The organism is Paramesorhizobium deserti, assembly GCF_001558695.1.
GTDB lineage: Bacteria > Pseudomonadota > Alphaproteobacteria > Rhizobiales > Rhizobiaceae > Paramesorhizobium > Paramesorhizobium deserti.
Window position 1 is genome coordinate 464,997 of the sequence record NZ_LNTU01000037.1, and the last position, 14,141, is coordinate 479,137.

The 14,141-nt window shown below is 60.9% G+C and carries 11 protein-coding genes and 2 pseudogenes; 9 read left to right on the forward strand and 4 right to left on the reverse strand.

Annotated features, from left to right (window positions below):
• The first annotated feature begins 47 nt into the window (after nucleotides 1–47).
• Together ATN84_RS20935 and ATN84_RS27870 are read left to right on the forward strand one after the other, a co-directional pair.
• The gene (locus tag ATN84_RS20935) at nucleotides 48–557 is read left to right on the forward strand and encodes a GNAT family N-acetyltransferase (protein ID WP_068884317.1); all 510 of its coding nucleotides are present in this window, start codon (nucleotides 48–50) and stop codon (nucleotides 555–557) included.
• A 151-nt stretch (nucleotides 558–708) separates the two neighbouring features.
• Nucleotides 709–857, forward strand: a pseudogene (locus ATN84_RS27870) (type II toxin-antitoxin system RelE/ParE family toxin); the annotation flags it as partial.
• 143 nt (nucleotides 858–1,000) lie between these two features.
• On the opposite strand, the gene ATN84_RS20940 reads toward ATN84_RS27870, so the two are convergent.
• From ATN84_RS20940 to ATN84_RS20950, 3 genes are read right to left on the reverse strand one after another with little or no spacing between them, the layout of a single operon-like run.
• Nucleotides 1,001–4,177, reverse strand: coding sequence for an efflux RND transporter permease subunit (locus tag ATN84_RS20940; protein ID WP_068884319.1), 3,177 nt, complete (start codon nucleotides 4,175–4,177; stop codon nucleotides 1,001–1,003).
• A complete protein-coding gene (locus ATN84_RS20945; protein WP_068884321.1) occupies nucleotides 4,174–5,613 on the reverse strand; it encodes an efflux RND transporter periplasmic adaptor subunit in 1,440 nt (479 codons plus the stop codon). Before ATN84_RS20945 ends, ATN84_RS20940 begins: the two co-directional genes overlap by 4 nt.
• Complete coding sequence (locus ATN84_RS20950; RefSeq protein WP_068884323.1) at nucleotides 5,610–6,017, reverse strand: FixH family protein; 408 nt, start codon at nucleotides 6,015–6,017, stop codon at nucleotides 5,610–5,612. Before ATN84_RS20950 ends, ATN84_RS20945 begins: the two co-directional genes overlap by 4 nt.
• A gap of 930 nt (nucleotides 6,018–6,947) precedes the next feature.
• On the opposite strand from ATN84_RS20950, the pseudogene ATN84_RS20955 reads away from it, so the two are divergent.
• Nucleotides 6,948–7,166 (forward strand): annotated as a pseudogene (locus tag ATN84_RS20955) (ISL3 family transposase); the annotation flags it as partial.
• Between the two features lie 69 nt (nucleotides 7,167–7,235).
• Here ATN84_RS20955 and ATN84_RS20960 read toward each other — a convergent pair.
• Nucleotides 7,236–8,138: a LysR substrate-binding domain-containing protein gene (locus tag ATN84_RS20960; protein WP_068884325.1), complete on the reverse strand. Its 903-nt coding sequence runs from the start codon at nucleotides 8,136–8,138 to the stop codon at nucleotides 7,236–7,238.
• 104 nt (nucleotides 8,139–8,242) lie between these two features.
• On the opposite strand from ATN84_RS20960, the gene ATN84_RS20965 reads away from it, so the two are divergent.
• The 6 genes from ATN84_RS20965 (at nucleotide 8,243) to ATN84_RS26380 (ending at nucleotide 14,027) form a co-directional block, all read left to right on the forward strand.
• Nucleotides 8,243–9,424 (forward strand): trans-sulfuration enzyme family protein, encoded by a 1,182-nt coding sequence (locus ATN84_RS20965; RefSeq protein ID WP_068884327.1) that lies wholly within the window; start codon nucleotides 8,243–8,245, stop codon nucleotides 9,422–9,424.
• A 41-nt stretch (nucleotides 9,425–9,465) separates the two neighbouring features.
• The gene (locus tag ATN84_RS20970; protein ID WP_068884329.1) at nucleotides 9,466–10,482 is read left to right on the forward strand and encodes an amino acid ABC transporter substrate-binding protein; all 1,017 of its coding nucleotides are present in this window, start codon (nucleotides 9,466–9,468) and stop codon (nucleotides 10,480–10,482) included.
• A 12-nt stretch (nucleotides 10,483–10,494) separates the two neighbouring features.
• Entirely contained in the window at nucleotides 10,495–11,643 is a 1,149-nt protein-coding gene (locus ATN84_RS20975) for an amino acid ABC transporter permease (protein WP_068884331.1), read from the forward strand.
• Nucleotides 11,640–12,737 (forward strand): amino acid ABC transporter permease, encoded by a 1,098-nt coding sequence (locus ATN84_RS20980; RefSeq protein ID WP_068884332.1) that lies wholly within the window; start codon nucleotides 11,640–11,642, stop codon nucleotides 12,735–12,737. Before ATN84_RS20975 ends, ATN84_RS20980 begins: the two co-directional genes overlap by 4 nt.
• A complete protein-coding gene (locus tag ATN84_RS20985) occupies nucleotides 12,734–13,480 on the forward strand; it encodes an amino acid ABC transporter ATP-binding protein (protein ID WP_068884333.1) in 747 nt (248 codons plus the stop codon). Before ATN84_RS20980 ends, ATN84_RS20985 begins: the two co-directional genes overlap by 4 nt.
• A gap of 163 nt (nucleotides 13,481–13,643) precedes the next feature.
• Nucleotides 13,644–14,027 carry a hypothetical protein gene (locus tag ATN84_RS26380; RefSeq protein WP_161939602.1) on the forward strand — a complete coding sequence of 128 codons (384 nt, stop codon included), beginning with the start codon at nucleotides 13,644–13,646 and terminating at the stop codon, nucleotides 14,025–14,027.
• Nucleotides 14,028–14,141: the final 114 nt, after the last annotated feature.

The window sequence follows — 14,141 nt, forward strand, 5'->3', positions numbered from 1 at the left end:
CCATTACTCTGCCAGCAGCGGTTCTGCTAAACCTATCGGAGTCGGATATGGCGACAAATAAGCAGGAAGTCTCGATCAGACGCCTCTCGATGGATGAGATTGATGTCTTCCGCTGCATTCGCCTTGAAGCGCTTTCCCGCGAACCATCCTCATTTGCAAGCCGGTATGAGGATTGGGACAATCTTCCCGACGATGAATGGCGTCAACGGCTGAATAACCCTGTCTTCGTCGCGTTCCTGAATGGTCAGCCTGTCGGCATCATGGGGCTATCGCGCCATCATCCGAGCAAAATGGTACATCGCGCTACCCTCATCAGCGTCTATGTGCGCAAGAGCCAACGTGGGACAGGGATCGCGGAAAACCTTCTGAAAGCGGTTGCGGATTATGCAAGAAGCATTGGAGTTTTGCAGCTTCAGCTGGCTGTCAGTGTCGAGAATCCGGCGGCGATGCGCTTCTATCAACGGCAGGGGTTTATCGAGATTGGCCGGATCCCCGGCGGTTTCCTGGATGACGGCAGGGAAATTGACGAGATAATTATGGTGCGATGCCTCAATTAAATGGTCAATTTCCCTTGACGGTCGAGTAGGCCGAAGCCACCCTTAATAGGTTCAGCCCATCCACCTCATTGACCAGCGTTAGCGTCTTAAACCTGTCGATGATCCGTTTTACCCATTCTTCTCCAAGCAGTTCGGGAACGGCAGATGGCCAGCGCCCGCCGGGATTATGGAATACCGCGAGTTACACCACAAGCCGTGGCGCATGTCTACGGGATCATGGACTCGGATGTCGCCATATATTGCGTCGTCGACGGACGGCGCAACATGCAGTCCTTCCTCGGGCGCCGGCTCATTCGATAAAAAAGCCGGCCCCGGCTAGGAATCTGCCGGAGATCGTTTCGTTGTTTTCCAAGGTTCGTTGATCCATTGCTCAACGTCCTTGCGAGACCGACGCCCTACATCATGCCGCTGACCGTCATGTCATTCCTAATGGCAGTCTCCTTTCATTCCGCGGCCGCGTTGAGCGGAGGTAACTCGAACTCCGCCTCGATCAACTCCGCAGAGGACGTCGCCGGCAACCGCCATCCCTTGATCAGCCCGTAGATGGCGGGGATCACCACCAGGGTCAGGAGGGTCGACGAGATCATGCCGCCGATCATCGGTACGGCGATGCGCTGCATCACCTCAGACCCGGTTCCCGTGCTCCACAGGATCGGAACGAGACCGGCCATGATAGCGACGACCGTCATCATCTTGGGCCGAACCCGCTCCACCGCGCCGAGCATGATCGCCTCATAGAGATCAGCACGGGTGAAGCTGCGCTTCTGCTTGGCGCGTTCTTCCCTCAGTTCAGCCAGCGCTTGCTGAAGATAGATGAGCATGACCACGCCGGTTTCGGCGGCGACGCCGGCAAGCGCGATGAAGCCGACGGAGACCGCGACCGACATGTTGAAGCCGAGCCACCACATCAGCCAGACCCCGCCGACCAGCGCGAACGGCAAGGACAGCATGACGATCAGCGTTTCGGTCAGCGCCTTGAAGTTCAGATAGAGCAGCAGGAAGATGATGAGTAACGTGACCGGCACGACGATCTTCATGCGTGCCTCGGCGCGTTGCAGATATTCGAACTGGCCGCTCCACCCAACTGTGTAGCCGGGCGGTAGGGTCACCCGTTCCGCAACGGCCTTTTGGGCATCAGCGACATAACCGCCAAGATCGCGGCCGGTGATGTCGACAAAGATGTAGGTCGCAAGTTGGCCGTTCTCGGTGCGGATCGAGGTGGCGCCGCGCGTGAGCCCGACCTTGGCCACCTCGCCGAGCGGCACCGCGCCGCCGCGAGGCAGCGGCACCTGCACATCCGTCTCGATTGACTTGGGGTTCGAGCGCAGATCGCGCGGATAACGAATGTTGACCCCGTAGCGCTCTCGGTCCTCAACTGTCGTCGTCACCGTCTCGCCGCCGAGTGCGATCGCTATAACGTCCTGGACGTCGCCGACGGCAAGCCCGTAGCGGCCGAGCGCCTCCCGGTCCGGAACGATGTCGAGATAATAGCCGCCGATCACACGCTCGGCATAAGCGCTCGACGTCCCCGGTACGGTTTTCAACGCCGCCTCGATCTGACGCGCGATCTTCTCCATCTCGGCTAGATCGGGGCCGAACACCTTGACACCGACGGGTGTGCGGATGCCAGTCGACAGCATGTCGATGCGGGCGCGGATCGGCATCGTCCAGGCGTTCGACACGCCGGGGAACTGCAGTGCCTTGTCCATCTCGGCTTTGAGGCTGTCGATAGTCACGCCCGGCCGCCACTGCTCCTTGGGCTTCAGATTGATGATCGTCTCGAACATTTCGGTCGGAGCCGGGTCCGTGGCTGTCGCCGCGCGTCCGGCCTTGCCATAGACGGAATCGACTTCTGGGAAGGACTTGATGATGCGGTTCTGCATCTGCAGCAGTTCCGCTGCTTTGGTCACCGAGATCCCCGGCAAGGTTGTCGGCATGTACATCAGCGTGCCTTCATCGAGGCTCGGCATGAACTCGGAGCCGAGCTGGCGGGCCGGCCAGATGGATACACCGAGCACGACGACTGCGAGCAGGATCGTCAGCGTCTTGGCTTTGAGCACGCCCCGGATCACCGGACGGTAGATCCAGATCAGGAAGCGGTTGATCGGGTTCTTGTGCTCCGGGATGATCCGACCGCGCACGAAGACCACCATCAGCGCCGGCACCAGCGTCACCGACAGGAGCGCCGCTGCCGCCATGGCAAAGGTCTTGGTGAAGGCGAGCGGACCGAACAGCCGGCCCTCCTGCGATTCCAACGTGAAGATCGGCAGGAAGGAAACCGTGATGATCAACAGGCTGAAAAACAGGGCTGGCCCGACCTCGCTTGCCGCATCGATCAGGGTCTGCACCCGCGATTTGCCCGGTTCGGCCCGCTCGAGATGCTTGTGTGCATTCTCGATCATCACGATCGCGGCGTCGATCATGGCGCCGACGGCAATCGCGATGCCGCCAAGGCTCATGACGTTGGAGCCGAGGCCGATCGCTCTCATTGCCGCGAAAGCGATCAAAATGCCGACCGGCAGCATCAGGATGGCAACGAGGGCGCTGCGGAGATGAAGCAGGAAGACGACGCAGACGAGCGCGACGATGATGCTTTCTTCGACGAGCGTGCCCTTGAGCGTTTCGATCGCCGCCTCGATCAGATGCGAGCGATCGTAAACCGGCACGATCTCAGCGCCGTTCGGCAGGCTGCCGGCGATGTCGGCGAGTCGCTGTTTGACATTGTCGATCACGGTGAGCGCATTGGCGCCGAAGCGTTGCAGCACGATTCCGCTCGCAACTTCGCCCTCGCCATTGAGCTCCGTGATGCCGCGCCTTTCGTCGGGACCGATCTCGACGCGCGCGACATCTCGCAGCCGCAGCGGCACGCCCTGGGAACTCTTGAGGACGATGTTCTCGATATCGGCCTGCGACTTGATGTAGCCGCGGCCCCGCACCATGAACTCGAACTCGGAGAGTTCGAGTGTGCGGCCGCCAACGTCACGATTGCTGGACCGGACCGCGTCGCGGACCATCGCAAGCGAAATCCCCTGAGCGCGCAGCCGCAGTGGATCGACGACGATATTATACTGCTTCACAAAACCGCCGACGCTTGCGACCTCTGCGACCCCCTCCGCCTTGGAGGCGCCGTAACGCACGACCCAATCCTGCAACGAGCGCAGTTCGGCGAGTGTCATCTCCTTCGCAACGACAGCATATTGATAGACCCAGCCAACACCGGTCGCATCCGGCCCAAGCCCTGGCGTCGCGCCCTGTGGCAGGCGTTGCGCCGCTGCGTTGAGATATTCGAGAACGCGGCTCCTTGCCCAATAGGGATCGGTGCCGTCCTCGAAGATCACATAAACGAAGGAGACGCCAAAGAAGGAGAAGCCGCGAACCACCTTCGACTTCGGCACCGTCAGCATTGCCGTCGTCAACGGGTAAGTGACCTGGTCCTCGACGACCTGCGGTGCCTGGCCGGGATAGTCGGTGTAGACGATGACCTGCACGTCGGAGAGATCGGGGATGGCGTCGAGTGGAAGCGTCTTCAGCGCATAGAGGCCAGCCGCGACGGCAAAGGCTGTGCCTACGAAGATCAGGATGAGGTTGCGTGCGGACCACGCGATCAGCCGGGCGATCATGGTGTCGCCTCCGCGCTCGTCATGCCATCCAACGCGGCCTTGAGATTGCTCTCCGCATCGATCAGGAAGTTCGCCGCAACAACGATCTTATCGCCCGCCGCGATCCCGGATCGGATCTCGGTGAACCCGCCGCCCTGCTGGCCAACCTGAACCTGCCGTGGCTCGAAGCGTCCGTCGCCCTTATCCACGATGACGACCTGCCGGCTTCCGGTATCGATCACGGCATTGTCGGGAACGGCCACGACCTGACTGCCGCTCCCGCTGGCGATCTCGACATCCGCATACATGTCCGGCAGCAAGATGCCGTCAGGGTTAAGGATTTCGATGCGCACCTTCGTCGTGCGGGTGTCCGTCGCGACCTGCGGATAGATTAGAGCCACACGGCCGGTGAAGGTCTCCCCCCGCCGGCTCCGCAGTCGGATGACGGCGGTCGCGCCAACCTTGACCGCGCCGAGCTGATATTCGGGCACGTCCGCCACGACCCAGACGGTCGAAATATCGGCGATCCGAAAGAGAACATCGCCGGGTGCGGCCTTCATCCCCTCCACGGCGTTCCGCTGAAGCACAATGCCGTCGCGTGGTGCCCGCCATGTCATCGAAAGCGGCACCTTGCGTGTCCGTTCGATCTCGGCGATCGCTTCGGGAGGGACACCGAGATTTTCAAGCCTTTGACGGGCACCGCCGAGCGCTCCATCCCTGCCACCACTGTTTAGGTCGGTGAGGAATTGGGCGCCGGCGGCAGCGATTTCGGGCGAGTAGAGCTGAAGAAGAGCTTGGCCCTTGGCGATGCGATCGCCGGTCGTCACGCTCGCGACGGTGTTGATGAAAGCGTCCGAGCGTGTTGCAACGACGGTCACGCGCCGCTCGTCGAGCTGCACCGTTCCGGGCACGCGCACCGGATTGACAATCACTCGTTCGGCGACAGCCTCCGTCCTCACGCCCGTCCGCTGCAGCTTACCCGGAGCGACCTTGACCGAAGAGCCATCCTCGTCCTCGTAGACGGGGATGTAGTCCATCCCCATCGGATCCTTCTTGGGTGTCGGCGAGGTGTCCGGCAAACCCATCGGGTTGCGGTAGTACAGCACGCGCTTCGCACCATCATTGGCGGGTGCGGCTGCCGCCTCCCTGTTCGCCGGCTCCTCCTCGAAGCTTACATCCTCGTCGGCATGAACCGCAAGGAAGTCCCGGCCATCGGCGGTCTTCTTCGGCACGGCGGAATAGAAGGGCTGACCGTCCGGATCGCGGTAATAGATGACAGGCCCTGTTTGCGCGCGACCGGCACTCGCCGGCAGAATTCCGGCACTCTCGAGCCAAGGAACGGCGCGAAGCCATGAAGGGTCAGGCAGCGCGAGATCGCGATGCCCGGCCCAATAGCCTCCAGCCCCCGCCGCCAGAACGGTGGCGAGGGTGAGGCCAATTCGGGCCGCCCGGTTCATGGCACGGCCTTGAACACGAGCTTGTTTTCGAGCGTGCCGGTCTCGCCCTGCACCTTGGCGCCGAGCGACAGCCGCCAACCACCCGCCATCGAGATTTGCGCCTTGAAGCGGTAGACGCCGGGCTCGGTCGACGGCAGCGCTTCGATCGGCGCTGCCATCATTTCCATCCCGTCAGGCGCCATATCGACGCGCTGGGCGAAGATCACGGCGTCCGGCACGGCTTCGCCCGAGCGCTTGTCGACCAGGCGCACGGCGATCACGGCCGCATTGCCTTGCTCGATCTCAGGCTGGACGAGCTGGAACTCGTAATCCTGGATCCCGGCCCAGGCGTTGGAGGAAAGGCCCGCAACCGCAAGACCCATCAGCACCGCAGAGGCGGTGCGCTTCATTGCAAAAAACTTCATTGTTCAATTCCCGAGTTTCATCATTGATCCGCGCAGGCGCACGGCTTGACTCGTGGCAACAAGCCACGGCGTTTCGCCGCACGGCAGTCGGCCACACGGCAGACGGCTCAAAACGAGCCGGCGATGAACTCAGGTTCTGGGAGGTCGTGGAGGGGGTGCTTCGGCCAGGAGATCGCGCGCGGCGTCATCCCATGGCGTAAGCACGGTCACGGATACGGAAATGGCCCGATGGGATGCGCTGACCGCTGGCGCGCTCGGGAAACATTTGGCCACGCACAAAGTCACCAATGGACACGACTTCTGGCAATCCGGCAGCGACTGCTTCTGTTGAGGACAGCCCGGCATGTCCTCCATCGCCGCCATGGGCTCGGCACCCATCATCGCCGCAGCCGATGGAGCAGTCAGAAGGCTCAGGACCGCCAGGATCGAGAGCAGACGGGGGAGCAAAGACCAGATTTTCACGCACGCAACCTCGCACATTGTGCGGCGCAAGAAAAGATGGCGAGGATCACATAAGTGTCAGGAAAGCAGGACTGATTGCCGCAAGCAAATCAAACGGTCACCTGAATTACCTGAATCAATTGAGCGATGAGTGCTGTCGAGATCTCGGAGTCCGTCACTATAGGTAAGCGAGTATCAAGCTCTGTGGGGCGACGTTGGGCTGGGTGCATCGCTTAGCTGGGCCGATGGCCGCTATTCGGTTTTCGGCGAGGCCTCGGCGCCGGGGCGGTGTGGGAAGAGTTCGGCGACAGCTATGGCCTCGGTGCCAAAATCGGCTTCATGTATAGAATGAACCCGCTGCGCGGGAGGGCCCCCGCGGTTGAGGTAGAGGGCACAGGCCGGTCGTCGCGCGTGCATTGAGCGTGGTTTGGCTGAGGCAGAGCATGACGGGCTTCTTCAACAAGGAGTCTGACCAAGTCAGCGACCGGCCTCGAAGACTGGATAGATCGAGCGGAGAAACGCGTGATGGCGTCGCTCGCCAAAGGCGTCGTTCTCAAGGACAAGGCTGCGGTTCAGCTTGCGATCACCTCATCCTGGTCTAATGGCCAGACCGAAAGCCAGATTACAAAGCTCAAGCTCGTCAAACGGCAGATGTATGGCCGCGGAAAACTCGATCTGCTGGGAGGCCGCGTCATCGGCGCAACCTAAAACGTCACCAAAATTGCGTCAGAATATTCCACGTCGAAACATACTGAAATCAATGCATGGCCTGCCGGCCTAAATAACCGCCACCTGATGTCGCATATTGCGCACCTCCATCAGAGCCGACACGAATGCCCTGACCAGGCGCGCCTTCTGCATGTCGGGCCGAAACAGAAGATAGCTCTTGAAATAGACGGCCGGTTCGAATGGCCGCAGGATCAGGCCGCGTTCGGCGAAGCCATCCACCGCGAGCGGATTGACGATACCTGCCCCAACACCTTCGAGAGCGAGTGCGCAGGCAGTGATGGCGAACGGCGTCTCGATCACAAGGTTGGGTTTGGCGCCTGCATCCTCACATAATTTGTCGAATTGAAGCCTGGCTCTGTCTTCGGGAGAAAGAGCAACATAATCGATCCCGTCGAAATCCCGTGGATGGATCACCTTCTTCGACGAGAGAGGATGTCCGGACGGGAGGGCGCACAGCGCAGGGAAACTTCCGAACACCTGATGCTCGACTCCGGAAAGGTCGACTTCGTCCGCAGCCAGCCCGAGATCGAATTCCCCATCGACAACATGATTGCGGACGGAGGCCGATGTCATGATGCTGAGGGTTACAATCGCAGACGGAAAGGATTCTTTAAATTTGCGGACGGCTCGGGGGACTACCGTGGAACCTGCCGCAGCGAGGCTCGCGACACGGATATGCCCTGAGCCGAAATCGCGAATACGCGCCGCCGTGGAGCGCAGCCTGTCGAGTCCTCGGAAGCTTGTCTCGACGTCCCGATAGAAGATCTCCGCTTCGGGCGTCGGAACCAGTCTCCCCTTCACACGGTCGAAGAGCGGAAAGCCTATCGCCGCCTCCAGTTCCCCGATCAACCGGCTCACAGCCGGCTGCGTTACGCCCATCAGCTCCGCCGCCCTGGAAGCCGTTCCCGAAATGATGACCGCCCTGAAGGCTTCGATCTGCCTGAAGTTCAACTTCGTAGCCTATAAGGTTTGCGCATGGACCTAGACGCCCTCGTCAATTGTCCTTCTACCACCACCGTGGCAGATTTTCCTCCGAAATCGAAAGAGGAAATCCAATGCGCGACCGGACGCTCTGCGTTAAACGACCTGAAGTCTCCCATGAAGGCTTCGCCAGCCTGGCTACCCCGACCTACCGGGCCTCCACCATCGTTTTCGACAGCGCGGAAGCCTACGCCAATCGGTCGAAGCGTGGACCCGACGGCTATACCTACGGTCTTCACGGAACGCCCACATCCAGAACGTTGGAGGCTTCCATCACGGCGCTCGAGCAGGGACTGCGCACGGTGCTTGTTCCTTCCGGACAAGCCGCCATTACCGTGGTCTTCCTCTCAGTGCTCATGCCCGGTGATACTGTCCTCATCCCTGACAGCGCCTATCCCCCGGTCGCCAGCTTCTGCGAAAACTACCTGAAGCCGCGCGGCATCTCATATCGGATCTATGACCCGATGATCGGAGCTGGCATCGCGGATCTCATCGATGACAGCGTCAAGCTCATCTGGACGGAGTCGCCCGGCTCGACGACAATGGAGATCCAGGACATTCCCGCCATCGTCGCCGCGGCGAAGGCGCGCGGCGTTCTGACGGGCTGCGACAATACCTGGGCGACGCCTCTCTATTTCAAGCCGCTGGCGCACGATGTGGACTTCTCGTCTATGGCGCTGACGAAGTATGTCGGTGGACATTCCGATCTCCTGATGGGTTCGATCGCCGTCAAGGACATGGCACTCCACAAGAAGCTGAAGGACACCATGCGCATGATCGGCATGGGCGTCTCGCCCGACGACTGCGCGCTCGCATTGCGGGGGATGGAAACCATGGGCGTTCGCCTCGCCCATTCCGGCCGGGTCGCCCTCGACTTCGCCAAGAGGATGGCGAGCCGACTGCCTCAAGGGCTGGTGCTACATCCGGCGCTGTCCGGTGCCGCCGGACATGCATTTTTCCAGCGAGATTTCTCGGGTGGGAGCGGCGTGTTCAGCGTCGTCATCCCTGCTCATGCCGAGACCGCCCTCCCCGACCTGCTGACAGCGGCGCAGACCTTCTCCATCGGGGCGTCCTGGGGCGGCACCCATAGCCTTCTTGCCCCCATGACCATCACGCGCGTGACCGACCCCGCGGCTCACTCGGGCACCATCCTGCGCATCAATATCGGGCTCGAGGACGAGAACGATCTTTGGGCGGACCTCGAACCGATCGTGGAGGCGGTCGCCGCGGCGCCCCCGGTGGCCAGAACCGCCTGAACAGCATCACCAACCCAATCAATAATAAAGGGAACGAAGACATGAAGAACTGGACAATCGGCATTGTGGCGCTCGCCGCCGCGCTTTCCACCACGGCCGCCCATGCTGGCCCGACGCTCGACAAGGTGAAGGAAAGAGGTCACATCGTCTGCGGCGCAAGCCAGGGCACCGTCGGCTTCGGGGCACCCGACGACAAGGGTTACTGGCGCGGCCTTGACGTCGAAACCTGCCGCGCGGTGGCAGTCGCCGTTTTCGGGGACAGGGAGAAGGTGGAGTTCGTACCGCTCAGCGGACAGCAGCGCATTCCAGCGCTGCAGACCGGCGAGATCGACATTCTCCCGCGGACGCTGACCTGGACGCTGCAGCGGGATGCGAACGGCATCAATTTCACCACGCCCAACTACTACGAATTCACTGGATTCATGGTCGCGAAGGCGTCCGGCGTGACGAAGGTGGAAGAGATGACGGGCGCCTCTGTCTGTGTCCAGACCGGTTCGACGACCGAAGTCGTGGTGAACGACGTCTCGTCCAAGCTGAAGCTCGATCTCCGGCCGGTCGTATTCGACAACGTCGCCGCGACCCGTCAGGCATTCTTCTCGGGCCGCTGCGACGCCCTTATCACGGATGCCTCCGCGCTCGCTTCTGTCCGGGCAACCCAGTCCAGCAACCCTGACGACTACGTGATCTTCCCGGCCACGAAATACATGGACGCGCTCACGCCCGCCGTGCGGCATGGCGACGACCAGTGGATGGACATCGTGAACTGGTCGATCCAAGCGCTCCTCAATGCCGAACTCTACGGAATCACCCAGGCGAACGTGGACGAGATGCTGGAGTCCGACGATCCTCGCACGAGACGCTTCCTCGGCGTCGAACCCGGCAATGGGAAAGCTCTGGGCCTGGACGACAGGTTCGCCTACAACATCGTCAAACAGCTCGGAAACTACGGCGAGATGTTCGAGCGCAATGTCGGCAAGGGCAGCCCGCTCAAGGTCGATCGGGGCCCGAACCGGCTGTTCATCGACGGCGGCCTGATGTTCCCAATGGCTTTCCAGTAGGAGGATCGGCCGATGCTGACCGGTCTGCTGGATAACAGACGCTTCAGGAGCTGGGCAGGACAGATTGTCCTGCTCGGCGGCTTCGCCGCCCTGATCCTGTGGCTCGTGACCAATACAATTGAAAACCTGGATGCCCGAGGGATCAAGGTCGGCTTCGATTTCCTCCAGCGTCAGGCAAACTTCCCGATCTCGGAGAGCGTGCTCCCTTACAATCCGTCCGATAGCTTCCTCTGGGCCTACATAACAGGTCTCGGGAATACGATCTTTATATCGCTCATCGCCATCTTCTTCTCAACCTTGCTTGGGTTGATCGTCGGGCTGGCAAGGCGTTCGCGGCATCCTCTCACTGCATACCTGTCCGGCGTGTTCGTAACGACGGCGCGCAACATGCCGCTTATCGTGCACCTGCTGTTCTGGTACGCGCTGGCGACAACGATGCTTCCCGCACCACGACAGGCATATAATCCATTGCCTGGCGTCTACCTCTCCCTCCGCGGGCTTTATCTTCCTTCGGTCGGTTTCAACGGATCCGGGCTGGCGATCCTCCTCGCCACCACTGTCGTTTGCCTCCTGGCGTATCTGCTGTGGAACCGCCTGCGCGATCGCGTGTATCGGGCAGGTCTGGGGAGGCCAGTCGCTGCCGCTTTGATCGTGCTCATACTCTCGGCTGTCTACATCGTCGTCAGAACGACTGGCGAGGTGAGTACCCCCGAGATGAGGGGTTTTAACTTCGCTGGCGGCTTCCGCTTGAGCTCCGAGTTCACGGCGTTGATGGTTGGCCTCGTCATCTACACCTCCGCCTTCATAGGCGAGATCATCAGAGGCGGCATCGACGCGATTTCCGCCGGCCAGTGGGAGGCGGGACGCGCGGTGGGGCTTTCGGAACGGCATGTGCTGACGAAAATCGTTATGCCGCAAGCGTTGCGCATCATCATTCCACCAATGACCTCGCAATACCTCTCGACGATCAAGAACACGACCCTGGCGCTTGCCGTGGGGTATCCGGAGCTTGGTCTCGTCGTGGGCACCGTCATCAATCAGACCGGACAGGCGCTGGAGAGCATCGGAATCCTGCTGGCGGTCTTCCTGACGCTGAGCATCGCGGTCTCTCTGTTCATGAACTGGTACAACGCCCATGTGGCGCTGGTGGAGGCCCGATGACCGTCGTTCAAGCGAACTCCTTTACAACGATCTCAACGACGGCCGCGCCGCCCAAACGCCGTAGGCGCTCCTTCGTGACATTGCTGTTCGGTGACCTGACGGCAAGCTGCCTCACTGTCCTCACCGGTTTCCTGCTTCTCTCGTTCGTCCCCGCACTCAACTGGGCGATCATCGATGCCACCTGGGTGACGACCGACCCCTCGACCTGCCGTCAGGGAGGAGCCTGCTGGGCATTCATCCTGGCGAAGTTCCGGTTCATCATCTTCGGAACCTACCCACCGGACGAGCAGTGGAGGCCACTGCTGGTGATGGCGCTCATGCTCCTCATGGTGCTTGCGTCGCTTTCACCGCGGCTATGGGGAATGAAGCTCCTCTGCGCCTGGGGCGCGGTGATCACTGCCATGCTGCTCCTTATGTGGGGCGGCGTGATGGGATTAAGCCCAGTGCCCAGTTCCGCCTGGGGCGGACTTCCAGTCACGCTTCTCCTGGCATTGCTCTCGCTTGGTCTCGGTTTCCCCTTCGCCGTCATGCTCGCCCTTGGGCGGCGTTCCATCCTGCCAGTCCCGCGCCTCCTCGCGATATTGACGATCGAGCTTGTTCGCGGTCTTCCCCTGGTAGGACTGCTGTTCGTGGCCTCCATCCTGCTGCCATTGCTGCTCCCTGCCGGGTGGTCGATCGACAAGCTTGCTAGGACGCTTGCCGCCCTCACCGTCTTCGCGGCCGCCTACCTGGCGGAGGTTATCCGTGGCGGCCTCCAGGGCGTTTCGCCCGGACAGGCTGAAGCAGCCAAGGCACTCGGTATCCCGTCATGGAAAATCATCTGGCATATCGTTCTGCCACAGGCGCTGCAGAAAGTGATTCCGCCGCTGACCAATACCACGATCGTCATGGTGAAGAATACCAGCCTCGTTCTGATCGTCGGCGTCTTCGACATGCTGAGCGCCGGCCGGGTCGCGGCGACGGATCCACAATGGCCGGCGCCGTATGTCGAGAGTTACATCTTCGTTGCCGGTATCTACTTCCTCATCTGCTTCGGCATTTCGAACTACTCCCGTTGGCTGGAAAGCTGTGTTCAAGCAAGGAGCTACCGATGAACGTAGATGCTGAGGCCGCCATTCGGATATCGGCTCTGAACAAGTGGTACGATACCTTCCAGGTGCTGAAGAACATCGATCTCGATGTCGCGGTCAGCGAGCGGATCGTCGTGTGTGGTCCGTCCGGCTCGGGGAAGTCGACACTGATCCGCTGCATCAACCGCCTGGAGGAGCATCAAGAGGGCCGGATCCTCGTGAACGGCACCCCGCTGGACGACAGCGTGAAGAACCTCGACGCCATACGCCGCGATGTCGGGATGGTGTTCCAGCACTTCAACCTGTTCCCGCATCTCACCGTGAAGGAGAACTGCGCCCTGCCGCAGATCCTGTCGCGAGGAGCACAGCGACGTGAAGCGGAAGAGCGGGCCATGAGCTTCCTTACCAAGGTCCGGATACCGGAACAGGCGGAGAAGTATCCTGGCCAGCTGTCAGGCGGGCAGCAGCAGCGTGTCGCAATCGCTCGCGCCCTCTGCATGATGCCGAAGATCATGCTCTTCGACGAGCCGACGTCAGCGCTCGATCCGGAAATGGTCAAGGAGGTCCTCGACACGATGGTGGCGCTGGCCGAGGATGGCATGACGATGATCGTGGTCACTCACGAGATGGGGTTTGCAAGGAAGGTGGCGGATCGGGTTGTCTTCATGGAAAGCGGCGAGATCGTCGAGATCGGCAAGCCGGACGTCTTCTTCGACGCGCCAACGCAGGTGAGGACTCAGAACTTCCTGCGCAATATCATGCACTAAAAGGTCCGGAACAGGCGGCGCTTTCGACGGGTTTGCGGATCTTTCGCTGCCCCCAGGGGCAAGACGCATAGGCCGAAAGGCGGTGCCGGCAGATTCCACGTCCGTAGCCGACTTTGGTAGCAACGCGCCCCAGGTCGGATACTGAAGGAGGCACCGGCGCATCGTGAAAGCGGAATGCCTCTACTTGCAAGCCTTCGGCATTCATGATTACCTCTGGTTGTTTTCAGCCATGGGGGGTTTTTATGAAAACGGTTCTCACTCTGCTTGCCGTATTGGCATTCACTTCATCCGCGCTCGCACACGGCGGCGGTTGTCGGAAAAGCTCGCCGCCTGGTTGTTTTCAGCCATGGGGGGTTTTTATGAAAACGGTTCTCACTCTGCTTGCCGTATTGGCATTCACTTCATCCGCGCTCGCACACGGCGGCGGTTGTCGGAAAAGCTCGCCGCCCGGTCAATGCTGCCATATGGACAACAGCACTGGCACAGTTCACTGCCATTAAGCAGCGGACCGCGGACAGACATAACCTTACCTCCGGATGAGCGATGACGTGGCTTTATATCGCAGAGGGAGCCATCTCTGCTGCCCTTCTCATTTGGACGTTCGTTTTGTTCTGGCAGGCACGCCGTTGACCGGTACGACTTCGGCGGGTTGTGTTTTTTT

What these genes read in the sequence shown, in the direction of transcription:
- ATN84_RS20935 (WP_068884317.1), top strand. Translation starts at nt 48, where the DNA reads ATGGCGACAAATAAGCAGGAAGTCTCGATCAGACGCCTCTCGATGGAT.
- ATN84_RS20940 (WP_068884319.1), bottom strand. Translation starts at nt 4,177, where the DNA reads ATGATCGCCCGGCTGATCGCGTGGTCCGCACGCAACCTCATCCTGATC.
- ATN84_RS20945 (WP_068884321.1), bottom strand. Translation starts at nt 5,613, where the DNA reads ATGAACCGGGCGGCCCGAATTGGCCTCACCCTCGCCACCGTTCTGGCG.
- ATN84_RS20950 (WP_068884323.1), bottom strand. Translation starts at nt 6,017, where the DNA reads ATGAAGTTTTTTGCAATGAAGCGCACCGCCTCTGCGGTGCTGATGGGT.
- ATN84_RS20965 (WP_068884327.1), top strand. Translation starts at nt 8,243, where the DNA reads ATGCGCGACCGGACGCTCTGCGTTAAACGACCTGAAGTCTCCCATGAA.
- ATN84_RS20970 (WP_068884329.1), top strand. Translation starts at nt 9,466, where the DNA reads ATGAAGAACTGGACAATCGGCATTGTGGCGCTCGCCGCCGCGCTTTCC.
- ATN84_RS20975 (WP_068884331.1), top strand. Translation starts at nt 10,495, where the DNA reads ATGCTGACCGGTCTGCTGGATAACAGACGCTTCAGGAGCTGGGCAGGA.
- ATN84_RS20980 (WP_068884332.1), top strand. Translation starts at nt 11,640, where the DNA reads ATGACCGTCGTTCAAGCGAACTCCTTTACAACGATCTCAACGACGGCC.
- ATN84_RS20985 (WP_068884333.1), top strand. Translation starts at nt 12,734, where the DNA reads ATGAACGTAGATGCTGAGGCCGCCATTCGGATATCGGCTCTGAACAAG.